This is a genomic window from Mycobacterium sp. NGS57, assembly GCF_059812405.1.
This window is the reverse complement of record NZ_JCALCP010000002.1, coordinates 419,115-441,576: the sequence shown is the minus strand read 5'-3', so window position 1 is coordinate 441,576 and position 22,462 is coordinate 419,115. Positions and strand designations below refer to the sequence as shown.

General features: G+C 65.8%; 27 protein-coding genes and 1 other RNA gene. 7 read left to right on the top strand and 21 right to left on the bottom strand.

Features of this window, described 5'->3' with window-relative positions:
- The 9 genes from AC5Y43_RS05555 to AC5Y43_RS05515 all read right to left on the bottom strand — a co-directional run bounded on the left by AC5Y43_RS05555 (position 1) and on the right by AC5Y43_RS05515 (position 8,447).
- Positions 1-1,020 (bottom strand): MlaD family protein, encoded by a 1,020-nt coding sequence (locus tag AC5Y43_RS05555; RefSeq protein WP_499970466.1) that lies wholly within the window; start codon positions 1,018-1,020, stop codon positions 1-3.
- Positions 1,020-2,030: an MCE family protein gene (locus AC5Y43_RS05550; RefSeq protein WP_499970111.1), complete on the bottom strand. Its 1,011-nt coding sequence runs from the start codon at positions 2,028-2,030 to the stop codon at positions 1,020-1,022. Before AC5Y43_RS05550 ends, AC5Y43_RS05555 begins: the two co-directional genes overlap by 1 nt.
- Positions 2,027-3,076, bottom strand: a complete 1,050-nt coding sequence (locus tag AC5Y43_RS05545) for an MlaD family protein (protein ID WP_499970109.1) — start codon at positions 3,074-3,076, stop codon at positions 2,027-2,029. The genes AC5Y43_RS05550 and AC5Y43_RS05545 overlap by 4 nt, the downstream gene beginning before the upstream one ends.
- A 3-nt stretch (positions 3,077-3,079) precedes the next feature.
- Positions 3,080-3,940 carry an MlaE family ABC transporter permease gene (locus AC5Y43_RS05540; RefSeq protein ID WP_499970107.1) on the bottom strand — a complete coding sequence of 287 codons (861 nt, stop codon included), beginning with the start codon at positions 3,938-3,940 and terminating at the stop codon, positions 3,080-3,082.
- Entirely contained in the window at positions 3,940-4,860 is a 921-nt protein-coding gene (locus AC5Y43_RS05535; RefSeq protein ID WP_499970464.1) for an MlaE family ABC transporter permease, read from the bottom strand. The genes AC5Y43_RS05540 and AC5Y43_RS05535 overlap by 1 nt, the downstream gene beginning before the upstream one ends.
- A gap of 293 nt (positions 4,861-5,153) precedes the next feature.
- Positions 5,154-6,011 carry a TIGR03619 family F420-dependent LLM class oxidoreductase gene (locus tag AC5Y43_RS05530; protein WP_499970106.1) on the bottom strand — a complete coding sequence of 286 codons (858 nt, stop codon included), beginning with the start codon at positions 6,009-6,011 and terminating at the stop codon, positions 5,154-5,156.
- Positions 6,008-6,838: a TauD/TfdA dioxygenase family protein gene (locus tag AC5Y43_RS05525; RefSeq protein ID WP_499970104.1), complete on the bottom strand. Its 831-nt coding sequence runs from the start codon at positions 6,836-6,838 to the stop codon at positions 6,008-6,010. The genes AC5Y43_RS05530 and AC5Y43_RS05525 overlap by 4 nt, the downstream gene beginning before the upstream one ends.
- Positions 6,839-6,843: 5 nt before the next feature.
- The gene (locus tag AC5Y43_RS05520; RefSeq protein ID WP_499970103.1) at positions 6,844-7,167 is read right to left on the bottom strand and encodes a hypothetical protein; all 324 of its coding nucleotides are present in this window, start codon (positions 7,165-7,167) and stop codon (positions 6,844-6,846) included.
- Complete coding sequence (locus tag AC5Y43_RS05515) at positions 7,164-8,447, bottom strand: aromatic ring-hydroxylating oxygenase subunit alpha (protein ID WP_499970101.1); 1,284 nt, start codon at positions 8,445-8,447, stop codon at positions 7,164-7,166. Before AC5Y43_RS05515 ends, AC5Y43_RS05520 begins: the two co-directional genes overlap by 4 nt.
- Before the next feature lie 121 nt (positions 8,448-8,568).
- Here AC5Y43_RS05515 and AC5Y43_RS05510 point away from each other — a divergent pair, with 121 nt between their 5' ends.
- Positions 8,569-9,489: a LysR family transcriptional regulator gene (locus AC5Y43_RS05510; RefSeq protein WP_499970099.1), complete on the top strand. Its 921-nt coding sequence runs from the start codon at positions 8,569-8,571 to the stop codon at positions 9,487-9,489.
- A 38-nt stretch (positions 9,490-9,527) separates the two neighbouring features.
- On the opposite strand, the gene AC5Y43_RS05505 is transcribed toward AC5Y43_RS05510, so the two are convergent.
- Genes AC5Y43_RS05505 through AC5Y43_RS05495 form a run of 3 tightly spaced genes read right to left on the bottom strand, consistent with a single transcriptional unit; the run spans position 9,528 to position 12,035 of the window.
- Positions 9,528-9,911, bottom strand: a complete 384-nt coding sequence (locus tag AC5Y43_RS05505) for a hypothetical protein (RefSeq protein ID WP_499970097.1) — start codon at positions 9,909-9,911, stop codon at positions 9,528-9,530.
- Between the two features lie 6 nt (positions 9,912-9,917).
- A complete protein-coding gene (locus tag AC5Y43_RS05500; RefSeq protein ID WP_499970096.1) occupies positions 9,918-11,723 on the bottom strand; it encodes a hypothetical protein in 1,806 nt (601 codons plus the stop codon).
- Between the two features lie 9 nt (positions 11,724-11,732).
- Positions 11,733-12,035, bottom strand: a complete 303-nt coding sequence (locus AC5Y43_RS05495) for an RNA 2'-phosphotransferase (protein ID WP_499970094.1) — start codon at positions 12,033-12,035, stop codon at positions 11,733-11,735.
- 161 nt (positions 12,036-12,196) lie between these two features.
- On the opposite strand from AC5Y43_RS05495, the gene AC5Y43_RS05490 reads away from it, so the two are divergent.
- Positions 12,197-13,660, top strand: coding sequence for a PecA family PE domain-processing aspartic protease (locus tag AC5Y43_RS05490; protein WP_499970092.1), 1,464 nt, complete (start codon positions 12,197-12,199; stop codon positions 13,658-13,660).
- 31 nt (positions 13,661-13,691) lie between these two features.
- Positions 13,692-14,156 carry a GAF domain-containing protein gene (locus AC5Y43_RS05485; RefSeq protein WP_499970090.1) on the top strand — a complete coding sequence of 155 codons (465 nt, stop codon included), beginning with the start codon at positions 13,692-13,694 and terminating at the stop codon, positions 14,154-14,156.
- Between the two features lie 164 nt (positions 14,157-14,320).
- Here the strand turns inward: AC5Y43_RS05485 and AC5Y43_RS05480 are convergent, their stop codons facing one another.
- A complete protein-coding gene (locus tag AC5Y43_RS05480) occupies positions 14,321-14,734 on the bottom strand; it encodes a type II toxin-antitoxin system VapC family toxin (protein WP_499970089.1) in 414 nt (137 codons plus the stop codon).
- Positions 14,725-15,003 (bottom strand): type II toxin-antitoxin system Phd/YefM family antitoxin, encoded by a 279-nt coding sequence (locus AC5Y43_RS05475; protein WP_499970087.1) that lies wholly within the window; start codon positions 15,001-15,003, stop codon positions 14,725-14,727. Before AC5Y43_RS05475 ends, AC5Y43_RS05480 begins: the two co-directional genes overlap by 10 nt.
- A gap of 443 nt (positions 15,004-15,446) precedes the next feature.
- On the opposite strand from AC5Y43_RS05475, the gene AC5Y43_RS05470 reads away from it, so the two are divergent.
- From AC5Y43_RS05470 to AC5Y43_RS05455, 4 genes are all read left to right on the top strand, one after another.
- Positions 15,447-15,701 (top strand): type II toxin-antitoxin system Phd/YefM family antitoxin, encoded by a 255-nt coding sequence (locus AC5Y43_RS05470; protein WP_499970085.1) that lies wholly within the window; start codon positions 15,447-15,449, stop codon positions 15,699-15,701.
- The gene (locus AC5Y43_RS05465) at positions 15,688-16,071 is read left to right on the top strand and encodes a type II toxin-antitoxin system VapC family toxin (RefSeq protein ID WP_499970083.1); all 384 of its coding nucleotides are present in this window, start codon (positions 15,688-15,690) and stop codon (positions 16,069-16,071) included. Before AC5Y43_RS05470 ends, AC5Y43_RS05465 begins: the two co-directional genes overlap by 14 nt.
- 369 nt (positions 16,072-16,440) lie before the next feature.
- Positions 16,441-16,725, top strand: a complete 285-nt coding sequence (locus AC5Y43_RS05460; RefSeq protein WP_499970081.1) for a type II toxin-antitoxin system Phd/YefM family antitoxin — start codon at positions 16,441-16,443, stop codon at positions 16,723-16,725.
- Positions 16,722-17,000: a type II toxin-antitoxin system RelE family toxin gene (locus tag AC5Y43_RS05455; protein ID WP_499970079.1), complete on the top strand. Its 279-nt coding sequence runs from the start codon at positions 16,722-16,724 to the stop codon at positions 16,998-17,000. The genes AC5Y43_RS05460 and AC5Y43_RS05455 overlap by 4 nt, the downstream gene beginning before the upstream one ends.
- Positions 17,001-17,017: 17 nt before the next feature.
- On the opposite strand, the gene ssrA is transcribed toward AC5Y43_RS05455, so the two are convergent.
- From ssrA to ftsE, 7 genes are all read right to left on the bottom strand, one after another.
- Positions 17,018-17,385, bottom strand: a transfer-messenger RNA (tmRNA) gene (ssrA, locus tag AC5Y43_RS05450).
- Between the two features lie 163 nt (positions 17,386-17,548).
- Positions 17,549-18,511 carry a ferritin-like domain-containing protein gene (locus tag AC5Y43_RS05445; protein WP_499970077.1) on the bottom strand — a complete coding sequence of 321 codons (963 nt, stop codon included), beginning with the start codon at positions 18,509-18,511 and terminating at the stop codon, positions 17,549-17,551.
- Positions 18,512-18,645: 134 nt separating this feature from the next.
- Positions 18,646-19,491, bottom strand: a complete 846-nt coding sequence (locus AC5Y43_RS05440; protein ID WP_499970073.1) for a maleylpyruvate isomerase family mycothiol-dependent enzyme — start codon at positions 19,489-19,491, stop codon at positions 18,646-18,648.
- Between the two features lie 22 nt (positions 19,492-19,513).
- A complete protein-coding gene (locus AC5Y43_RS05435; RefSeq protein ID WP_499970462.1) occupies positions 19,514-20,359 on the bottom strand; it encodes an EamA family transporter in 846 nt (281 codons plus the stop codon).
- Entirely contained in the window at positions 20,356-20,865 is a 510-nt protein-coding gene (gene smpB, locus AC5Y43_RS05430) for an SsrA-binding protein SmpB (protein WP_499970070.1), read from the bottom strand. The genes AC5Y43_RS05435 and smpB overlap by 4 nt, the downstream gene beginning before the upstream one ends.
- Positions 20,866-20,867: 2 nt before the next feature.
- Positions 20,868-21,761, bottom strand: coding sequence for a permease-like cell division protein FtsX (gene ftsX, locus AC5Y43_RS05425; protein WP_499970068.1), 894 nt, complete (start codon positions 21,759-21,761; stop codon positions 20,868-20,870).
- A complete protein-coding gene (gene ftsE / locus AC5Y43_RS05420) occupies positions 21,762-22,451 on the bottom strand; it encodes a cell division ATP-binding protein FtsE (RefSeq protein ID WP_499970461.1) in 690 nt (229 codons plus the stop codon).
- Between the last annotated feature and the right edge of the window lie 11 nt (positions 22,452-22,462).

The following is a 22,462-nucleotide window of genomic DNA, read 5'->3' as shown; positions in this document are numbered from 1 at the left end:
TCAACAGTTCCTCATGAGGTTGGGCAGGCACAGGTCCTGTCCGGGCACCAGCCGGTTGTGCTGGTCGAAGACGACCCCGTTGCCGCTGAGCATCGGGACCAGGATGTTGAGGGTCTGTCCGAGGCCCTCGAGCGCCTCGCCGATGCGCTCGGGGTGGGCGGTCAGCGTGTCGGTGATGTCGTCGATGCCGTTGCCGACCGGCGCGACCTCCCGCGCATAGAAGACACCGATGCGGTCGAGGACGCGCGATAATTCCTTGAGCAGGCCGAAGAACTCGACGATATCGACCGACTTCGCGGTGTACGTCCTGCCCAGGATGTCGACCTGTTCGAACAGCGTGATGAGCTGTTGACGTCCGGCGACCATGGCCCGCAGGCCGTTGTCGGCGAAGTCCAGGGTGCGGTGGAACTCCTCGGTGGACTCGCTCAGTGACGTGGTCAACGCGTTGGCCGAGCGCAGCAGGTCGCGTATCGCGTTGGGGTACTTGTTGGCCGCGTTGGCGACCTCGGTGAAGGTGTCGTGGATGACCTGGCCGTCGACTTCCTTGATCAGCGGGGTCGCCGCCTGGATGATGTCGTTGACCTCGAACGGCAACGTGATGCGCTGTGGCGGAATCACGTTGCGGCCCAACGGCAGGGCTCCCTTCGGGTCGAGAGCCACGTAGTGCCCGCCCAGCGGGGTCAGCAGCTTGACGTCCAGGGTGGATTCCGAGCCCACCACCACCGAGCGCATGACGTCGAAGTTCATCTCGACGACGCCGCCGGCGAGCCGCACGCCGGTGACCTTCCCGACCGGGATGCCGGCGATCCGCACCTGGTCGCCGGCGCGCACGCCGCCGGAATTGGACAGGTGCGCCATGTACCCGGTCTGGCCGGACGGATTCAAATAGGCCATCGCGGTGCCGGCCAACGCCGCGAGGATGACGACGACACCGAGGATGCCCTGCCGGCGGCTGCGGACGGCGGCGGCGTGCTCGTCGAGCACCACGCGCCGTCGCCCCAGCCGCTTGCCGAACATCATTACCGGCACACCACCAGGTTCTGCTGCGCGAACGACACCTGCCCGATTCCCGGCAGGGCGACTTCGCCGTGTGAGCAGGAAAACGTTGGGGTGGCGGCTTTGTCGTCGACCAGTGAGTCCCGCAGCCCCTGGATCAGCGACGGCATCAACGACAGGCCCGAGATGATCGTCGCGGTCTGCGGCCACATCCGGCTGAACAGGTCGTAGAGCGGGACCTTCGTCCCGTCGACAATGCGCTCGAAGTACTGCAAAAGGTGGGCGCTGTTGCGCAGGACCGGCAGTCCGCTCTCCAGCGCGTCACGGAATTCCTCACCCTTGGAAGCGAACCGCGTCACCACCTCGTTGAGCGTGGCGATCAGATGGAACAGCTGGTCTGACTTGCCGCCCAAATCCTTCGAGATCGCGCTGAGGTTGCGGATCATCGCGGTGATGACCGCTTTGCGGTCGACGGCCAACCGGGAAATGACCTCGAGGTCGTGCAGAAACGGGCCGACGCCGGCTTCGTCGCCCTGGATCAGCCGCAGCAGGTTCTCCCCCAGCAGGTTGAACTGGGCGGGGTCGAGGGTTTGGAAGATCGGCCGAAACCCGTTGAACAGCTTGGCCACATCGAACGACGGGATGGTCTGCCCCAGCGGAAGGGTGCCCCCCGCCGGCAGCCGTCGATCCGGCTTGGCCGGCTGGACGAGTTCCACGTAGCGCTGACCGAGCAGGGTTTGGTAGCGCACCGCGGCGACGGTGTTGGCGAACACCGGGTGATCGTTTTGCGCGGTGAAGTCCACCTTGGCGGTCCGCCCGTCGAGCCGGATTGTTTGCACCTTGCCGACCTGGACCCCGGAGATGCGCACGTCGTCGCCGACGTACAGCCCCGATACGTCCGAGAACGCCGCGGTGTAGCTAGAAACCGCGCCGGTGACCGGGGAACGCAAGGCGGTCAGCACGACGAGCGCACAGACCACCGCGACGGCACTGAAAACCGTCAGCCACACCACCGATTTGGTGACACTTCTCATCGGCCGCCCCGCTGCGGTTCCGGTCCGGGCGCGGTCGGTAGGGCCGCCGGCAGCCCGGGCATCGTGTCCATGACGACCTCGATCTGCATACGGACCTTGCCGTTGACGATCGGGAACGCCGCACTGGTGCGGTCCAGCAGACCCGACAGCCGGTCATAGACGGGAGCCTCGCTGCCCATGATGTAGGTGAGCGGCAGCAGCACGTCGGCCAGCGAACCGAAGATCGGGACGAGCCATGACACGTTCTTCGCGAACGTGCGGTCCATGTTGAACAACAGTTTTGCGGTCTGGTCCATGATCAGGTTCATGCGCGCGACCCCGTCGGGCTCTGCCAAAAACGCCATCCCGTTGAGCAGGTCGTAGGCCAGCCCGATGAGCGGGATGGAGTCGTTGGCGCCGTTGACCACCGACGCGAGCACCGAAAGTGACTGGGAGAACGGCACTTTCTGGGAATCGACGATCATCTTGACCAGGTCGAAGTAGGACCGCGTCACCGGCTCGGTGAGGTCGGCGTGGCGGCGGACCACCTCGACGATGTGGTCGACATCGGGCGAGTCCATGATCTGGCCGAGTTTTTGGCCCTGGCGCAGCAACCCGGTGATGGACGTCGACCGGGCGTTGTTGGTGCCGATCAACAGCGTCTGGTTGGGTCGCAGCCGGGGCCCGGTGCCGCTGCTGATCAGCTCGACCGCAGCGAGGCCGAAGGTGTTCGAGGACATGAACCTGGCCGTGGTGTCGGCCGCCAGGGCCTTCGCTTGGCCCGGTTCGAGCTCGACCGTCATCTTCTGCTTGTTGTAACCGACCGATTGCAGCGCTTTCACCGACCCGATCGTCAGGCCACGGAACTTCACCTCCGCGCCCGGCGTCAGGCCCTCACCGAGCGCATCGGTCACCACGGTGAGCTTGAACGTGTCGGAGTAGCCGCCGGTGCCCAGCTGATACAGCGTGACGCCCGCGATCGCCAGCGCGACGGCAGCGATCAGGCCCCGGATGCGCAACGCGCGGGGACTGGGCGCGCGCACTCCTTGGTCTGGAAATATCGGCATGCCCTATCCCGAGATCCGAATGCCGGGGCTGTTGCCCCAGAACAACAGCGTCAGGACCATGTCGGCGGCGACCACGGTGACGATGCTGGCCCGGATGGCTCGACCGGAGGCCCGCCCGACGCCCTCGGGACCACCGCTGGCGTAGTAGCCCTGATAGCCGTGGATGGCGATGATCAGGGTCACGAAGGTGGCCGCCTTGAGCACCGAGAACACCACGTCGGACGGCTGGATGAACGAGTCGAAGTAGTGGTAGTAGGTGCCCGACGACTGCCCGTGCAGCACGTTGACCACCAGCGCGCAAGACACGTAGCTCAGCGCCAGCGTCACCACGTACAGCGGGACGATGGTGATCATCCCCGCGATCACCCGGGTGGTGACCACGAACGGGATCGACTGAATGCCCAGGGCTTCCAGCGCGTCGATCTCCTCGGAGATCCGCATCGCGCCGATCTCGGCGGTCATGCGGCAGCCGGCCTGGGCCGCGAAGCCGATGCCCGCGATCATCGGCGCCATCTCCCGGGTGTTGGCATACGCGGAGACGAACCCGGTCAGCGGGCCCATGCCCACCATGTCGAGGGCGCCGTAGCCTTCGATCCCCACCGAACCGCCGACGGCCGCGCCCATGAACACCAGCACGCCGATGGTGCCGCCGCCGACGATCAGTGAACCGTTCCCCCAGATCATGTCGACCAACAGCACCCCGATCTGGTGCCGGTAGTGCCGGACCGTCTGCGGAATCGCGCCGAGCACCTCGAACAGGAAGGTGAGCTGGTGGCCGAGACGCTGGATGAGGGAGTCACCGCGCTCGGCAACCCACGACGAAGCCCGCAGGGGCGTGGGCCGGTAACGTGCCGGGGCAGCCATCAGCCGACTCTCAGCGGCATGGACATCGACAACCCCTGGGTGATCACCAGGTTGAGGACGAACACCGCGACCACGCCGATGACCACGGAGGCGTTGACCGCGTCGGCCACACCGCGCGCACCACCCTTGGCCTCCAGGCCGCGCTGGCAGGCCACCAGGATGACCACGACGCCGAAAAGCCAGGTCTTGAGCATGGCGACCCCGACGTCGCCGACGCTGGCGAACGACGCGAAAGACGCGATGTAGCTACCCGGGGTTCCGGATTGGAAGCCGACGTTGATGGCGTAGCCGGCCGCCAGGCCCATGAAGATGATGAAGGAGCACAGCACCGGCGCCACGAAGACGATCGCGGCCAGCCGGGGCGTGACCAGCCGTTGCACCGGGTCGATGCCCATGACGCGCAGCGCGTCGACCTCCTCGCGGATGGTGCGCGCGCCGAGGTCGGTGGCCACGGCCGAGCCGGCCGCCCCGCCCAGCAGCAAGGCGGCGACGATCGGCGCGCCCTGCCGGATCACCCCGAGGCCGCCGGCCGCGCCCGAGATCGAGGAGGCGCCGACCTGCTGGATGAAGTTGCCGACCTGCACCGCCACGATCACCCCGAAGGGGATGGACACCAGCAGCGCGGGTATCGCCGTGACGCTGATGATGAACCACGCCTGGTTGAGGGTGTCCCGCCACGGGTGGCGCAGCCGGACCAGATCCGTGATCAGGTAGGCGAAGGACTGCACGGCCAGCTCGAAGAAGCGGCCCAATGTCTTCAACGACGAATCGGTTTGGTTGACCCCGTACCGCACCGGCCTACCCAGCAGGGTCGCCGCGCGTCGGGCGATCGACAGCTGCGTCGGGTGGCTCTGGTGTTCGTCCGGCTCGGCCGGGGTGAGGACCACGAGATCGGGGACCTGGTGACCGTTCGTGGTGATGGTCGTGTCGACCGCGACGTCGGTCTCCACGGCAACGTCGACGGCGGCCAGTTCATCCTCGACAGCGGCCAGTTCATTGCCGTCTGTCTCAATCGCCGGTTCAGCCGCTGTCGCGTCGTGTACACCTGCGGTCAACGGCAGGTTCCTCCTTAACCGCTGTCACGGCGCCCCACCGACGCACAATACGCGCTTGGTTGACACACGTTTAACAGCACCGAGTACGTGCGTTCTACCAGCGTTAAAGGCCTTTTGTCCGGGGAAACAGGCGAGTGTGATCTACGCCACATTCCGTATTAGAACACCGTGGCGTGCAACTCGGCGAGGGCGTGGATCTGCTCGAGGTAGTGCTCGAGCGAGCGGTGGACGAACCTGGCCGACACCGTGGTGGTGCCGGCCGCGGCCATGGTTTGCAGCGTGTCCGTGGTCAACGACGGCTGCCCCATGGGGTCCAGCGGTTGCTCGGCGGGCAGGACGACCTCGAATCCGGCGGGCAACTCCCAGGCCCGCAACCACTCGGCGGCGGTGGCGATGGACACGTTGAACGGACACCACCCGTCGGCGAGCGTGACGGCCCGCCGCAACGACCGCCTGGTACGCCCACCGATCCAGATCGGCAGGTGCGGCTGCAACGCGCAGGGGTCGACCGTGAGCCCGCCGAACGAGTAGTACTCGCCCTCGTACACCGGCTCGTTGGTGGGCAGCGCCGCCCGCAGCGCCTTCAGGGCGTCGTCGGCGCGGGCTCCCCGGTCGTCGAACGGCGCGCCCAGCAGGTCGAACTCCTCCTTGAGGCTGCCGACGCCGACGCCGAGGATCACCCTGCCGCCGCTGACGTGATCCAAAGTGCCGTAACGCTTTACGATCGCGAGTGGATGGTGATAACCGAGCACCAGGGTCATCGTGACGAGCCGGATCTGTCGGGTGCGCGCCGACACGTAGCCGAGCGTGGCAAGCGGATCCCAGTAGCGGGATCCGCGCCGCGCGGCCTCGGCAGACGGGATGCCGATGTGCTCGCTGCAGGTCAGATGGTGATAGCCGAGCCGGTCCGCGGCCTCGGCGGCGCGGCCGATGTCTTCGATCGTGGCGTTGCGCTCCCACGTCAGCGCCGCACCCGCGACGTTGGTGACGACCGGCGTCGCGATGCCCAGCTTCAATGCAGCGGCTCTTCGCCCGCGAGCACCGTGCGGTGCATGAGTCGACCGCTGTCGGCGGCATAGGGCAGCGCCCGGTGCATGGTGCCGGTGTTGTCCCAGATCAGCAGGTCGCCGAGTTGCCACTCGTGCCGGTAGACGTAGTGCGGCTGGGTGGCCCAGTCCCGAAGGCGCGCCAGAAGCGCGCGGCTTTCCTCCACCGGCAGCCCGATCACGTAGTCCGCCGTCGCGCCCAGCAGCAACGACTTGCGCCCGGATTGGTGCGTCCACACCATCGGGCACGATTTCGTCGGCGACTTCTGCCAGAAGGTGATCTCGTCGTAGCTCATCTCCGGTCTGACGTAGTACTGCGAGCGCTCGGCGCTGTGGACCACCCGAAGCTCGGCGATGGCGTCCTTGTCGGCATCCGGCAAGTCCTCGTATGCCGCGTAGGTGTTGCAAAACTCGGTCTGGCCGCCGGAGTCCGACAGCTTCACCGCGCGCAGCAGGGTCGCGAGGTTCGGGTACGGCTGCAGGGAGCCGTCGAAATGCCAGAACATCGAGCCCTTCAGGTACTCGGCCCGCTGGTTGACGCTCGTGTCGAGGGAGATCTTGTAGATCCCGCCCTCCCCCTCGTTCTGCACAATGCTGCCAAGGGTTTTGGCGATGGCGACCTGCTGCTCGTCGCTGATCTGCAGGCCGCGGAAGAAGACCACGCCACGCCGCTGCAGCGTGGCGCGGATCGTCTCGGCTTCGCGACCGCTGAGCAGCGTATCCAGATCGGTCCTGATCTCGCTGGCGATAGTTGGTGTGCAGTCGACGATTTCGAGTTGCCGTGCTCGGGTTCCCATGCGCCTCAGCTCAATCGGGTCAGGATGGTGTTCGCCGAATGCTTCACCCGCGGCTGTCGCCAGAGCTCGACCGCGAGCGAGACGGTGATCAACGAGTACAGCAGGTTGCGCAGGTTCGCGACGTCCTCGGGCAGCGGCTCGGAATAGTCGAACTTGTCGATGTAGGCGACCGCTTCCTCGGCCCGGGGGAACACCTCGTCGTAGAACGCCTGGATCTCGGCCATGGAGCTGCTCACGCGCTTGACGTAGCGCTCGTGGCCGTCCTCGATGGCCCATTCGGCGACCAGGTGCTCGAGTCGGGAAAACTCTTGCGGCAGAAGCGCGTTCACTGGCGCGCCTTTGCCTGCTCGCCGGCGGCGACGTAATCGCCGACCACCTTGTGCAGGTGACGCAGCAGGATCTCCTCGTCGTTCATCGTGAAGTGCGTCAGCGCCCGGCTGTTGAGCATCGCCTGCAGGCCCTCGGACGGGCTGGCGTCTTCCAGGATGATGTCGTTGAGGAACGTCACCGTCAGCTCCTGCCCCAGCCGCTCTTTGTGCGTTGTGGGCGGCTGGTAGAACATCTCGACTTCGAAGATGTGGGAGTGCGGGCCCGTCGGCCAATGCGTGTGCGTGCTGAAACCCGACGAGCCGAAGATCAGCACGAAGTTGGGGAAGAACTGAAACGAATCGAAGCCGTATTTCTCCGAGCGCGTGGGGTTGAGTCCCGGCGGCATCGGGCCGCGGTCGGTGCGCTTGGTCCACGGGCCGGCCGCGCTCGCCTCCATCACGCACTCGATGGGCTTGGAGTACGGCGTCTTTTGCGACGGCTCGCCCGAGAAGGAGAACATCCGGTGCGGGCCCTCGAGCTGATAGGCCAGCGCGTCGGTGAACGGGTTCGGCTGGTTGAACGCGTCGCGGGCCTCGGCGGTAAGCGCGCCGAACGACGACGCGTGCAGGTAGGGGCCGTGATAGCTCTCGGCGAAGCCGTCGACGAAAATCTTCCAGTTGCACTGCAATTCGGTCTTGAACCGGTAGACCTGGTGCGGCCCCGCAAAGGGGTAGCCCTCGATGCCGTGCGCCAGCTTGCCGAGGAACGAGCGCAACGGCTCGGTGTTGTCCGGGTTGAGGTTGATGAAGATGAACCCTTCCCACACCTCGCAGTGGATCGACGGCACGCGGCAGCTGTCGGCGTCGAAGTCGAGCAACAGATCGGTGCGCGTCGCGGAGTGCAGCGAGCCATCCAGCTTGTACCGCCAGCCGTGGAAGCGGCAGTACAGCAGCGGCGCGCGGCCCTGCACCTCCTCGAACGGGTCGTCTTCCCACAGCATCTTGTTTCCGCGGTGTGGACAGATGTTGTGGAAGGCCCGGATCACGTCGTCCTTGCCGCGCACGATGATGACCGAGGTGTTCAGGAACCTCAGCTCACGGGTGAAGTAGCTGCCGGACTTCGGGACTCGCTCCACGCGACCCACGTAGAGCCAGGTCTTGCGGAAGACGTGCTCGCGTTCCTTGTCGTAGAACTCCGGCGAGACGCAGTCCTCGAGGGACACCGGGCCGCGGCCCAGCTCGGGATAGGCGTCGGTCCAGTGCCCGCTTGCCGGCTTGGTCACCAGGACGTCCTGACTCATGAGGCCTCCTCCGTCGTCCTCTTGGTAGGCCCCGGTCCCCTACCGGCAGAAACGTAGCACTTGACCGATGCGGCGAAATAGGCCTTCAATTGCAACACCCTGTTGCATTTTTGGAACGCCGATGGAACAAAACCTGCCGTTCGACCTCGACGCCCTGCTGGTATTCGGCAAGGTGGTCGAGTGCCGCAGCCTGTCCAAGGCGGCCACGCTGCTGGGCATGCCCAAGTCCACCGTCAGCCGCAAGCTCAGCAAGCTGGAGTCGGACCTGGGGATCAAGCTGCTGCGCAAGAACACGCATCAGCTCAGCGTCACCGATCTGGGCGAGAAGATCTACACCCACGGCGTCAACATCCTGGCCGAGGCCAACGGCGTGCGCGCGCTGGTGGAGGACAGCAGGCAGGAGCCGCAGGGTGAGCTGCGCGTCGCGATACCCGTCTTCGTCGGCATCGACTACGCCTCCCGCGTCGGCGCCAAATTCCTGCAGCGCCACCCCAATTCGCGGCTGGACATTCGCTTGGTGGACAACGTCGTTCACCCCGTGCACGACGGGTTCGACGTGGTCTTCGGGACCGGCCCGCTGCAGGATTCCACGCTGATCGCCCGGAAGGTCTTCAGCCTGGAGCTGTTCCTGTGCGCCGCGCCGGACTTCCTGCGCGGGCTCGACGAACCCATCACCACCCCGGCGCAATTGAATGACCTGCCGTTCATCGATTTCGGGATCGGCGACACGCCCCGTCGGGTGACGATCGCGAAAAGCAAGCGGCGGCAAGAGCTTTCACTCATGGTCCGGGCTCGCGCCAACAACTTTCAGGTATGCAAGCAGTACATCCTGCAGGGGCTCGGCGTCGGGGCGATGCCTAACCAGATCATCGTCACGGACGAATTGCGCGAAGGAAGCATCGTGCCCGTGCTGCCGGACTGGACCCTGGAGCGGTTGGACGTGTACATGATTCATCCCTTTGCGCTGTCGTTCTCGACGTTAATCAGCGCGTTCTACGAGACCGCCTGCGACATCATCGTCGAGAACTCTGCGCGCAGCTGAGGAGTGCAAATCGGGCCGCGGCCGGGGCAGGTGTACTACTACCGGCGCGAAAGTGCGCTTTGAGCGGCGTCGAAATGGGCATCGAACAGTGCCTTCCGCCACTCCCACACTTTGTCCGTTGCCGCGCCCAGGGGTGGCATCCCCAAGTCGTCGGTTGCATCGCTGAGGGCCAGCATGAAGCGCCATTTCTTCGACTCGTTGACGAGACCGAACTCGTTCGGTGCATCGAGCGATGCGAGCATGAAGTCCACCCCGCCTTCTCGAGCTGACCAGCACACTTGAAGTTTGCATGCAGGACCCCGATAGAACACCGCCCATGCGGGGCGCTCGCCATACTCGACGTCAGCGTCCACCTCATCGAGGCGAAACCCGAGGGCTGCCAACGTTGAACCCATATACCGTTCCACATCGTTGGCGCTCATCGTCGGTTACTGACCTTCGTACACCCAGGCATTCCCGATCCTTCTATATCCGAACTTCGCTCCATTTTGGTCTAAGAAGTTAATTTCGAACGCCGAGAAGGATTCCCGACGTACCCGTGCGACTTCATCAACACTGTCGAAGCCGTCCGGCAGCAGATACTCGATCCGAGGTATGTGGTTCTCCATCTGTGTGCGGAGGTACGCCTCATTCGGCGCCCAAGCAAGAACCTGCGTTTGTGCCTCGTTGAGCCCGCCAGTGAGGGCACCCCACGGTTCCGGTCCGGTGTCGTAGTAGATCCCTCCATGGCTCCTAGCCTCGCCGATGTAGCCACCATCCTGACCGTCGAATCTGCCCAGCACTACTCGGCCTGGGTTTTCACCGACGTAGTGCGTCGACATGTCGGCGAGTTGTTGGCTCAGGCTTCCGGTGGGTCCGCCGTGCAAGTACGAGTAGTTGAGGTCCATCGCCGCGCCCTCCACCCACGAGTGGTAAGTGGGAGGGTGATCGAAGCCAATAGGGACATGCGACGAAACCGCCGGGCCGGTGTCGAGCACACCGGCGCCCATGTCGCCGAGTCCCGCTTCAACCGCCGCTCCTTCCCCACCGAACAGCAAGCCCGGCAGCGCGATGGCACCGTCGGCGGCCTTGCCGCCGAAGTAGTAGGCGGGGCTTGGTGAGTCCAGCAGGTTTTTGACTTCACCGACCGCCCCACCGACCGGATTCAGGGCCGTCTCGACGGTGCCTTTCACCATCTGCTCCCACGACTTGAGCACGCCCGGTGCTTTTGGTCCGCCCACTCCGAAGAGGTTGTGAATCCCCTCTTCGGTAGCGAACCAGCGGTCCCGAAATCCGTCACCGAATCCCGGCGGCGGCGGGCCCTCTTGAGGCTCGGGCGGTATGTAGTGAGGCATGCCGTGGTCGAGCCACGGTTGGATCTGGCTCAGCAGGTCATCGATGCGCCCTTCGATCTGATCGGGCGGCACACCGTCGCTGCGCATGATCGGGCGAAGCAGCGCTTTGGCGCTTGCGATGTCCGCGGGCGTCGGCCGATACGGCGGTGCGCCAGGGCGCCCAACGGGCAGCTGGCCCGGCAGCGGATCCTCGTCGGTCAAGAGGTCTTGCAGCGACGGCGGTTTTCCCGCAACCTGCGTGGGGACCGGCGGGGCGCCGGCCGGCACACGACCTGGCCCGGGATCTGCCGGGCCCTCGGGCAACAGCATGTCTTGCCACGTGCGGGGTTTGCCCCCGCCAGCTGGGTTGCGCGCGCCTTGCGGCGGCGGCGCACCACCTGCCGGCGGTCCCGCGGCCGCCAGCGGGCCCTCGCCCACGGCGCCGCGGATGGCGGCGGCCAGCTCGTGGTCGGCGGCATCGGCGCGCACCTTCAGCATGATGAGCCGGTCCTGCAGCAGCTGCTGTTGTGCGGCGAACTCGATGGGATCGCGCCCAATCCAGGTGTCGCCCAAATCGATTCGCCAGTCCGGTGCGATGGTCCAGCCCTTGGCGTCGGCGACCCGCTCGATGTCTGCCAGTTCGCGTTTGCACGCGCTCACGTCGGCCTCGGCGCGGGCGACCGCCGCCGCCACCTGCCTGGACTCGTGGCCGTCGGCCTCGATGTCGCGGCGCGTCTTACCCACGTCGGCGCGAAACGCCTCCCCGGCCTCCCCACGCCAGTCGCTGAGAGTGTTCTGGACCTGCTGCAGGTTCTCCCCCAAGTGCTGCAAGGTATTAGCGCGTCCGTTGGCCGTCTCGAAGACCATCTGGATCGCGCTGAGATCCCAACGCTTGACGTCGTATGGGGTCAACGGCGCCACCCGATACTCCTACCCCCGTACCGACCTGAGAGCCCGCGCCGAGTCGTCCTCATTGGTGACATAGCCGAACATCGCCTCGGCGACGTGCGACCCCAATCCGCCGACCTGCACCTGGTGTTGGTCGTGCCGGATCTCCCACCGAGCAGTCAGCTCTGCCAACGCCAGCCGCGAGGATCCGACCCACCCGGGCGCGGCCGCGGCCAGCCCTTCTTCGTGGCTGACGAAATTGATCGCGGCCTCACCGACCGCGTTGAACATGTCCGCGCTGCCGGCGTGCAGCGCGGCGGGATCGACCCTCAACTCATAGGCCACGATGCGCCCCCATCCGCTCCCCTGCATTGCGCACGGAGATCATAAGTCGTTTCGGCGGCGCGCGCCCCTCACCCTGTAGCTCCGGAAATTCGCCACGCCCAGACGGCATCCGGTTAAGCTTCCCCACACCGGTCACGCCGATTCACGCAGAGGAGCCCGAGGTGTCGCTGCTGCTCGTGGCTCCCGACCTGTTGGCCTCGGCGACAGCGGATTTGGAGAGCGTCGGCGCGGAGCTGAACGCGGGCAATGCCACCGCTGTCATCCCGACCAGCGGGCTGGTTGCCGCCGGCGCCGACGAGGTGTCGGTGGCCGTCGCGGCGGTATTTGCCGGCCACGCTCAGGAGTTCCAGGCGCTCAGTGTGCGGGCCAGTGCGTTTCATCAATGGTTCGTCCAGACGCTGGGCTCGGGGGCGACGGCGTATCGGGCCGCGGAGTCGGTCAACGCCGCGTGGCAAACCCTCGCCCAGGACGTGCTTGGTGTGGTGAATACGCCCACCGAGGTGCTGCTGGGGCGGCCGCTGATCGGCAACGGTGCCACCGGCAGTCCGGGGCAGCCTGGCGGCGCGGGTGGATTGCTGTACGGCAACGGCGGCGCGGGCGGCGCGGGCGTCGCCACCGGGATGCCCGGCGGCGCCGGCGGTTCGGCGGGGCTGATCGGCAACGGGGGGCCCGGCGGCGCCGGCGGCCCCAACGCGGCCGGCGGGGCCGGCGGACTCGGCGGCTGGCTGTACGGCAACAACGGGCCCGTCGGTGCCGGCTCACCGGTCAGCGCGACCGTCCCGCTCTACACATCCGGCAACTTCCCCGTCGTCAACGTTTCGGTCAACGGCGGCCCGAATGTGCCCGTGCTGCTGGACACCGGATCCGCGGGCCTCGTTGTTCCCTTCTGGGACATAGGAATACAGCACCTCGGCCTGCCCACCGGGTTCGACGTCATCCGCTACGGCAACGGGGTGGGCATTGTCTACGCCCAGTTCGACACCACGGTGGATTTCGGCGGCGGAGCGATCACGGCACCGACCAACGTCCAGGTCGGCCTCCTGCCATTCCCGACCTCGGTCCAGGGCCTGGCACTGATCCTCGGGGGCCAGGCGTTCGGCCCCGGGACCGCGGGCATTTTGGGCATCGGGCCGAACATCGGGGCGGTCGCGGTGGGCGGGCACGGCAGCGTCGTGACCACGGCGTTGCCGGGTCAACTCGGCGAGGGCGAGCTGATCAACCAGCCGCAGGGTTACCTGCAATTCGGTCCCAACCCGCTACCGCCCGTCGCCTCGGTTTCCGGAGTGCCGATCACCACCCTGGACGTCCAGGTCGGCGGCTACGACCCGGCCGGACCGTACTGGACGGTGACCTCGGTTTTCGATTCCGGCGGCAACCACGGCACCATCCCCGGAATCGTCCTGGGCACGGGCCAGACGTCCGGGAAGGTGCCCGAGGGAACGGTCATCTCGATCTCCACCGACAACAATCAGACGCCGCTGTACTCGTACACGACGACCGCGGCGAACAGCCCGACCGCCACCGGCAACGTCGCGATGAACACCGGGTTCACCCCCTTCACGCTCGGACCGGTGTACATCAGCAACAGCCCCAGCGGTGTCGGGACGATCACCTTCGATTACTGACGTAGGCCAGCCCGCCCGGAATCGGGGCACGATGTCTCTCATGGCCGTTTACCGCGCGCCGATGCGCTCCCGGAGCGATGCCGTCGAGTTACAACCCGCCATCGATCGCGCTCGCCGGCTCGGCGTGTGCGGCTTCGGGCAGTACACGAATGGGCCGGCCGAACGCGAACGGCTTGACCGCCGGGTCGCGCGTTTCGCCGAGGTCGACGACGGCTCGTTTGCGTGGACCCGCGACACCGACGGGTGGTACTGGCTGGGCCGCATCACCGGGCCATACTTCTACGACGCCGACAAAGCCGCTGCGGCAGTGGATTTGGTGCACGTAAGACCGTGCCGGTGGCTGTCCAAGCCCCTGCCGGAACAGGATGTGCCGGCCGCCGTCGTCGCCACATTCGGTAGGGGTGGACGGAACTTCCAGGAAATCCACCACCGATCGATCGACGAGGAGACCCAAAGGATTTGGGATGCGCGGCAGAACCGGCCCGCAGCGGATTAGCACGGCTTGACCCGCCACTACCCAAAACCCGGCCACCAAATCGACGACGATCGCGAGACGAGCACCTCGCCCGCGCCGGCCGCTGCTGCCCAATCGGTGGCGCGGCTGTTACGTGCTCGCCAGGGTCATCGACCACCGGTCGCTTCACCGACCCGCTCGACGGTTCAACAGGCAATGACCGTGATGTCGATACCGGAAGCAACCAAAGCATCTGCCAATTCGGCGTCCTCGGTGACCAAGGACCGTTTGGCCCGCATTGCCGCAGCGGCGATCCAGCGGTCATTGTGCGACACCCCCCGCGACAGAAGCGCCGACAGTTTCCCGAACAGTTTTGCGTCACTCTCGTCAACGGCCACCCGCGGCAAGCGTCGCTGCGCCAAGCCCAGCGTGCGCTGCCGAATCGCTAACCTCCCAGCGTCGTTCGCGCGCCGCGCCGACTCCACGCCCTGAAACAGCTCACCAAGTGTGACGATGCTGATAACCGGCAGCCGCTCGGTGGCAGCCAACGCCGCGATGACATTCTGGTTGCGGCGCTCCACCCAACCAATCACCGCCGACGTGTCCAGAATCAGGGCCACAGCCGCGACTCACGCTCACGCTCCGCCTGTAGCGACGCACGCTTGTCTCGGTCCAATTCCTCTTGCGCACCCGAGTCAACGACCGGCATACGGTTGACCTCATCGAGCAAGCTCTGCACGTCAGCGTCGGCCGCTGCCGGCAGCGGACGGATCTCAGCGATGCGCCGACCGTGGCTCGTCAAATAAACCGTCGAGCCGGCTTCCAGCGCATCCAGAACGAAACGCGTGTTGTTTCGCAATTCGCGCACACTCACCTCGCCGCTGGACACTCGGCGAGTGTAGCACTTCACCATAGTAATGTGCTACGGCGTACCCAGGCGTCGGGCGCGGCAGGCCGGTCATCTCGAATGATCTCGATCAGCTCGTCCAAGGCGTTCAGGATTCCTCGGCGCGTAGGCGGCGTAAAAGATTTGGGATGCGCTAGCGACCAGGCCACAGAGGACATTTGCGACAATCGCGCCATGCCCAGCGAACCCCCACATCCACGGCCCGCGCCAAAGCCGCGACGCGAGTACGTCACGGCCGAGGACTTGGAGGGGTACGGCGATGAGGAGCAGGCGCGTGCCGCGTTAGACGAGAGCCGGCTCCGCGACGAGCAACCGCCGCATCACCACTAGCGCGAGGCAATTGCGGCTTCCTCACGCGTAGCGAACCTGATCCGCATCAACGAGTAGACTAGACCAAACTAAGTCTAGGGTTCTACCATCGAGCGGTGACAGTAAACGTGAACATCCACGAGGCGAAGACGCACCTCTCTCGACTCCTCGAGAGGGTCGCGGGCGGAGAGCGTGTGGTCATCTCGAAGGCCGGCAAGCCGATCGCGGATCTGGTGCCCCATCAAGCCGTCGATGTCACATTCGGCGGACTGCGGGGCCAGCTCACCTACGACGACTCGTCCTTCGACGTCGATGCGGAGATTCAGGAGATGTTCTACGGCGCGCAACACCACGGCGATGCTGCTTCTTGACAGCCAGACCCTCCTATGGCTGCTCGATGACAGCCCACGACTCGGCCCAGAGGCTCGCACGATCATTAGTTCGGCGCGCGGTGTCCATGTCTCCGCTGCGACCGTCTGGGAATTGACCATCAAGACTATGCTCGGCAAGCTCTCGGTGCCGACCCCACTGTCCGCAGTCCTAACCGGACAGGGTCTCCTACTGCTGAACATCACTGCCGAGCATGCCGAAGCGATCCACGACTATCCCGAATTGACGCGGCACGACCCGTTCGATCGGCTCCTCGTTGCCCAGGCTGACCGTGCCGGATTGCGACTGCTCACCGCCGACAGGGTGCTGCTCGAACTCCGCAGGGACTTCATTCTCGACGCCACGAAGTGACGCCGATGACGCGAAGCCGACATGCAGATAGTACGTAAGACCGTTGATAGGGACAGGTTCTCAGCGATTCGCTGCAGAAGCGAGTTGACCTCGACTAAGCCGTGTCGCTGAGGAGCGGGCCGCGCATCCGCAGCCCCGGCAGGGCGAGAGCGCAGTCGGCGGCCTCGCCGCAACGATGCCCCGTGGCCGCGTCAAAGCCGCGACGCGAGTGCCTCACGAAGAACTCGGAGACGTATGGCGATGAGGAGCAGGTACGCGCGTCGTTTAGACGAGAGCCGCTCCGCGACGAGCAACCGCCGCATCATCGCTAGCGCGAGGTAATTGTGGCTTCGCTGGACGTCGCCCGCCAGTCTGGTCATACTTATGACTATGCCCGAAGTCAGCTCCCTCGCCGAGGCAAAGGCGCATCTGTCGGAATTGGTCGCCCGCGTCGGCGAACAGCACGAGCGCATCACCGTCACGGTGCACGGCCGACCCACCGCGGTACTGCTCGCCGTCGACGACCTGGAGTCACTCGAGGAAACCATTGCGGTGCTCTCCGACTCAGCAACGCTTCGCGCTCTTGGCGAGGCCGATGCTGAGCTATCCCTCGGGGAGGGGGAGGACCAAGACAGCCTCACTGCGGCGATGCAAGCACGCCGAGCCAGGCCGTGACCCGCGGTCGATACGAACTCCAAATTGCGCCGACGGCGAAAAGTCAATTAGCCGAGCAACTTCCGGAAGCAGTGGCGTTCGCTGCCTACGAGTTCATCATCGGTCCGCTACTCGATAATCCGCGCAGAGTTGGCAAGCAGCTCCGACCACCGTTGCATGATCGCTTCAGCGCTCGTCGCGGCACCTACCGCGTGATCTACCGAATTGATGACGAACTGCGGCGAGTCACCGTGGTCGGCGTATTCAGCCACGCCGATGCCTACCGTCCTCGATGAGCGGTAAGCATTTCTAGTTGTGGAGCTGCCGGGAATCGAACCCGGGTCCTACGGCATTCCCTCAAGACTTCTCCGTGCGCAGTTCGCTATGTCTCTACTCGGATCTCCCGGTCACGCGAACCAGCCAGGATGACGATCCCAGTCGCTGTGTATGTCCCGATGAGCCCCGCGACCGAACTCACCGGTGGATCCCTCTAGCTGACGCCAGGCTCCGGGTCGAGGGCGTTCCCGGTCTGACGGACTAGCTGTCGCTTAGGCAGCGAGAGCGTAGTCGCGCTGATGTGAATCGGCGCTTATATGGTTGCAACGACGCTTACGGTGGTCTCTTGCCTGCACCGGCACGCTTCCCTTGATTCGATGCGCGAAGTCGAAACCGTTCAGCCCCTTGTCTTGTGTTCTTCGAGCATCCCCGCCGACTGTCGGCAGGACATTCCATGGTACCCGGCTATCAACACGCGGCAACGCAATTAAGTTCCCACCAAAGCCGGATACCCCCCGGTCTGGCGACGTCAGGGGGTATCCGGTTGCCGAGAACGGCGCTGGTTGGCTTACTTGATGCCGACGACGTCCTGCGCGATGGCCGCGACGCGCGTCTGCGCGGCGGAGACGATGCGCTGACGATTCTTGTGCGCCTCCTCGTAGGCGATGATCGCGCGAACGTCATTGGGAGCCGTCAGCTTCTTGATCGCATCCACGGCCTCGTTGACGTTCAGGTCGTCGTACTTGCGGATGGGCAGTTCCTTGGCATCCAGGACCCCCGCGGCGGTGCGACCGGCGTGCAGGGCGTCCGCGGCGTCGTCGGCTCCCTCGGAACGGGTGACCCGCTCGGCCGCCTTGAGGGCGGCACTCTGGGACGCGGACAGCGCCTTGGCCGCGATTTCGCCCGCATTGCCGCCCCGCTTGACGAGGTCGTTGAACGCCGGGCCCGCCGAGCGCAGCGCCTCAACGGTCCGGTCGACCCCGCGCGCCGACCACGCGGCCGGCAGGTTGACCAGCTTGACCGCGGTCCCGGCGGCCGCCTGCAGCGGCGTGCGGCGCAGCGCGGCCGGTCCCCCGAGCGCGTCCTCGGCCAGCACGGTCGTGAGCCAGTCCACGGTGGCCGAATGGGCGTCGATCAGGCGGTCGGCAAGGTTAACGACGTCCTGGCGTCGGGCGGCGACGGCCAGCGCCTTGGCGTAACGGGCGCGGTCGAGCAGCTGGTCCTCGAGCGCGAGGTCGCCCAGCAGCGCCTCGTCGAACGGTTGCGCCTGCTCGGTGAGCGCCTTGACCGCCGCGGCGGCGCGGCCAAGGAAGGGGCCGATGACGTCGGGGTAACCGCCCAGCTTGCGGATCGCGGCCTCGAGCGAGTCGGCCCGCTTGCGGCCGTTCGCGGCGTTCTGCGAGAGTTCGCGGCGCACGGCCTCGGTGCGCGCCTGGGCGACGCGGGTTTCCGCGACCTGGATCTCGGTGTTGGTCAGATCGAGCAGCGTGCGCAGTTGCGCGAGCAGACGAGTGGTGTCGGGTGCAGTCATAACTGTCGGCCCTCCTGGGGTTGACGATTCGGGTGTCGGCGCGAGGTGCGCCCGTACGTGTTCGGCTACCCAATCGGCCCGCGCGGATACACATATGTCGCGCACTGTGATTTAAATCGCCGCGAAAGAGGCTGTCAGATCACGAAATTCAGGTGCTCGATGACCTGGTTGGCGACGCTTTTGTCGCCGTCAAGCTCGATGTCCTGCGAGCGCGCGGCGCTCATCGGTCGACCGCCGGAAAGCCGCGTGAACTGCAGCCCGTCCATCCGGATCGTCGCCGTCGGTTCGTCGCCGTCGAAGTCGTCGACCAGCCGGGCGCGGCCGTCCACGTTGACGCGGACGCTGCGGGCCAGCGGGCCGGTCAGCTCGAACAGAATGCGCGACCCGTCGGGCACCTTGGCGAGCTTGCCCACCACGTACCCCATGGTGGACGTGACCTCGTCGAGGGACAGTTCGGACGCGGGGCCGCGCAGCGAGCCCTCGGACGACGGCCGCGCCACCGCATCGCGGATGTCCTGCTCGTGCATCCAGCAGTCGAACACCCGTACCCGCATGAACCGCCCGTAGCTTTCCGGGCCCACCGGCGTCGGCGTCACCGCGTTCCAGTCGCCCTCGGACATTCCCGCCAGGGCCGCGCGCCGATTGGTGGTCACCGCGCGAAAACGCTCGAGCACCTCGGCGCCCGCTTCCCCGCTGAGATGGCGCACCCAGCATTCGTTCATCGCGCCGATGTCGTTGCGCACATGTTCAAGGGACCTGACGTCGACGTCCGGTTCGGGCGCGGCGATGCCGGCCAGGAACGACTCCGTTCCGACCATGTGCGCTACCACGGCCTTGACGTCCCATCCCGGCAGCGGGCTGGCCGTCCGCCAGCCGCTTTCGGGTAGCTCGTCCAGCAGCGCGTCGAGGGAGTCCCACACCGCGAACAGCCCGGACAGGACGTCGGATTTGTCCAGCAGGGTGAGAGGGCGATCGGCCATGGACGGATCCTAGGCCGGGCGGCTAGCTCGCGGCGATCATCGCCACGGAACCCATGGCCATCACCATGCCGACCCCCTGCCAGCGGCTCACCCGCTCGCGCAGCACCACCATCGCCAAGACGACGGTGGCCGCCGGATACAGCGAGATCAGGATGCTGGCCAGCGACAGCAGCCAGGTGTGCAGCGCCAACAGCATGGTCACGTTGGCGCCGACGTCCAGCAGGGCCACGCCCATGGCCAGCTTCAGCGGCTTGCCGTGCGGCAGCCGCACGTTGTTGCTGAATGCGGCCATGATGACCACCACCGCGGTGGCCGACAGCCGGGCGAACACCAGCGGCCACAGCTTGCAGGCGTGCGGCGCCTGATGCAGGAACACCAGGTTCAGGCCCATCGCCGAGCCCGCCACGACCGTCAGCCACGCCACCTTCGGCGTGAATCGGTACGGAGTGGTGCCCTCGGCGGTGGCCTCACGACTGACCAGCGTGACCGCAACCAGCGCCAGCACGACGCCCACCGAGGCGGCCTGGCCCGGCCGCTCCCCCAGCGCCACGCCGACGGCGACCGGCACGGCGGCGTTGAGGACGGCCGCCAGGGGTGAGACCACCGAGATCGGGCCCGCGCCCAGCGCCGCGAAGAACGCCCACATGCCGAACGCCATGCCGACGCCGTACAGACAGCCCCAAAAGATCGCGCCGAGGGTGATCGGCCCGCCCACGACGAACGCCATCGCGCCGAGCAGGATCGTCTCGATCGGGTACGCCACGAGCATCACCCGCAGTGCCGGCACCCGTCGAGCGGCTACACCGCCCACGAAATCGCTGACACCGTACGTAACGGCGGACAGCTGGGCGTAAGCGGCCCCAATCAGTTCATGCCCTTAGCTCGGCGCCCGAGTTCACGGTGCACCTCGCGTTGGGCATCCCGGCGAGCCACGTCCTGGCGCTTGTCGTACGCCCGCTTGCCGCGCGCAAGAGCGAGCTCGACCTTGACCTTTCCTTCGGAGAAATACAGAGACAATGGCACGAGGGCGAGGTTACCATCACGGATCTTGCCGACCAGTCTGTCGATTTGTTGCCTATGTAACAACAACTTTCGATTGCGACGTGGCTCATGGTTGGTCCAGCTACCGTGCTGATACTCCGGAATATGCAGGTTACGCAACCACACTTCGCCGTCGTCCACGGTTGCGAACGCGTCGGCCAACGACGCTTGTCCCTCCCGCAGGCTCTTCACCTCGGTGCCCTGCAATGACACGCCTGCCTCGAAAAGCTCGATAATCGAATAGTTGTGCCGCGCTTTGCGATTGGTGGCCACGATTCGTTTGCTGCCACGCTTGTCACCCGCCGCCTTGGTCCGGCTCGAGTCTTTGGGCACAGCTACCGCCGCACGTAGAGGCGCAGGGTCACGTAGGCGGTAAGCGCCGCCATCGACACGCCGAGCAGGAACAGGATCGGCGAGATGTAGATGATGTCGGCGTAGTCGACCCGGGCGATCAGGTTGGCTTGGTAGAACTGGTTGAGCGCGTTGTCCAAAAACGTTGCCCGCACAAGGATTAGCCCGGCCACCGCGATGGCCACACCGACAACCGCGGCGACCATCGCCTCCACCAGGAACGGCAGCTGGGTATACCAGCGGCTGGCCCCGACCAGACGCATGATCCCGATCTCCGTGCGCCGCGTATACGCCGCGACCTGGACCATGTTGGCAATCAACAGGATCGCGCCGACGGCCTGCACCAGGGCGACGGCGAACGCGACGTTGCTCAAGCCGTCCAGGACCGCGAACAGCCGGTCGATCAGGTCTTTCTGGTTGAGCACGGACAACACGCCGGGCTGCCCCTGCATCGCGGTGTCAAAGTCCTTGTGCTGCTCGGGGTTATTTAGCTTGACAATGAAAGACGCTGGGAATGAATCCTTCCCGGCGACGTCCTTGTACTGCGGGAACTTCCGGATGGCGTCGTTGTAGGCGTTCTCGCGGTTGAGGAACCGCACCGATTTCACGTCGTCGCGCTTTTCGATCCGTTCTCGCAGCGCCTTGCACGGGTTGGTGCTGCAGGACGGGTCGTTGGCCGAGACGTCCTCGGTCAGGAAGACCTGCGTCTCGACGCGGTCGAGATAGATGGCCCGGGAGTGCTCGGCCAGGCGAACGACCAGCAGGCCGCCGCCGAACAGCCCGATCGAAATCGCGGTGGTCAGGATCATCGCCGCCGTCATGGTCACGTTGCGACGAAGACCGGTCAGGACCTCGTTGAACAGGAAGCCGAAGCGCACTTAGCGATCCATTCCGTAGACGCCGCGCTGCTCGTCGCGAACCAGCCGGCCCAGCGACAACTCGACGACCCGCTGCCGCATCGAGTCGACGATGTGGTGGTCGTGCGTGGCCATCAGCACCGTCGTGCCGGTGCGGTTGATCCGCTCCAACAAATCCATGATGTCCTTACTGGTGTCGGGGTCGAGGTTGCCGGTGGGCTCGTCGGCAAGCAGCACCAGCGGCCGGTTGACGAACGCGCGGGCGATAGCGACCCGTTGCTGCTCACCACCCGACAACTCGTGCGGCAGCCGGTTGGCCTTGCCGGACAGGCCGACCGTATCGAGCACCTCGGGCACCACCCGGTTGATCGCGTCGCGGCGCTTGCCGATGACCTCCAGGGCGAAGGCGACGTTCTCGTAGACAGTTTTTTGCTGCAGCAGGCGGAAGTCCTGGAAGACGCAGCCGAGCACCTGACGCAGCTTGGGCACGTGGCGTCCTGGCAGCTTGTTGACGTGAAACTTCGACACCCGGATGTCGCCCGTGTTGGGCGTCTCCTCCGCCAGCAGCAGCCGCATGAACGTCGATTTTCCCGATCCCGAGGGCCCGATCAGGAAGACGAATTCACCCTTGTCGATTTTGACGTTGATGTCATCCAGCGCCGGCCGTGCCGACGCTTTGTACTTCTTGCTGACCTTGTCCAGGGTGATCATCACGGCACGCC

Bases quoted from the DNA above. Each gene is read 5' to 3' on its own strand.
- AC5Y43_RS05555 (WP_499970466.1), bottom strand. From the start codon at position 1,020: ATGATGTTCGGCAAGCGGCTGGGGCGACGGCGCGTGGTGCTCGACGAG.
- AC5Y43_RS05550 (WP_499970111.1), bottom strand. From the start codon at position 2,030: ATGAGAAGTGTCACCAAATCGGTGGTGTGGCTGACGGTTTTCAGTGCC.
- AC5Y43_RS05545 (WP_499970109.1), bottom strand. From the start codon at position 3,076: ATGCCGATATTTCCAGACCAAGGAGTGCGCGCGCCCAGTCCCCGCGCG.
- AC5Y43_RS05540 (WP_499970107.1), bottom strand. From the start codon at position 3,940: ATGGCTGCCCCGGCACGTTACCGGCCCACGCCCCTGCGGGCTTCGTCG.
- AC5Y43_RS05525 (WP_499970104.1), bottom strand. From the start codon at position 6,838: ATGGGAACCCGAGCACGGCAACTCGAAATCGTCGACTGCACACCAACT.
- AC5Y43_RS05515 (WP_499970101.1), bottom strand. From the start codon at position 8,447: ATGAGTCAGGACGTCCTGGTGACCAAGCCGGCAAGCGGGCACTGGACC.
- AC5Y43_RS05510 (WP_499970099.1), top strand. From the start codon at position 8,569: ATGGAACAAAACCTGCCGTTCGACCTCGACGCCCTGCTGGTATTCGGC.
- AC5Y43_RS05505 (WP_499970097.1), bottom strand. From the start codon at position 9,911: ATGAGCGCCAACGATGTGGAACGGTATATGGGTTCAACGTTGGCAGCC.
- AC5Y43_RS05485 (WP_499970090.1), top strand. From the start codon at position 13,692: ATGTCTCTCATGGCCGTTTACCGCGCGCCGATGCGCTCCCGGAGCGAT.
- AC5Y43_RS05465 (WP_499970083.1), top strand. From the start codon at position 15,688: ATGCTGCTTCTTGACAGCCAGACCCTCCTATGGCTGCTCGATGACAGC.
- AC5Y43_RS05460 (WP_499970081.1), top strand. From the start codon at position 16,441: ATGCCCGAAGTCAGCTCCCTCGCCGAGGCAAAGGCGCATCTGTCGGAA.
- AC5Y43_RS05445 (WP_499970077.1), bottom strand. From the start codon at position 18,511: ATGACTGCACCCGACACCACTCGTCTGCTCGCGCAACTGCGCACGCTG.
- AC5Y43_RS05440 (WP_499970073.1), bottom strand. From the start codon at position 19,491: ATGGCCGATCGCCCTCTCACCCTGCTGGACAAATCCGACGTCCTGTCC.
- ftsE (WP_499970461.1), bottom strand. From the start codon at position 22,451: ATGATCACCCTGGACAAGGTCAGCAAGAAGTACAAAGCGTCGGCACGG.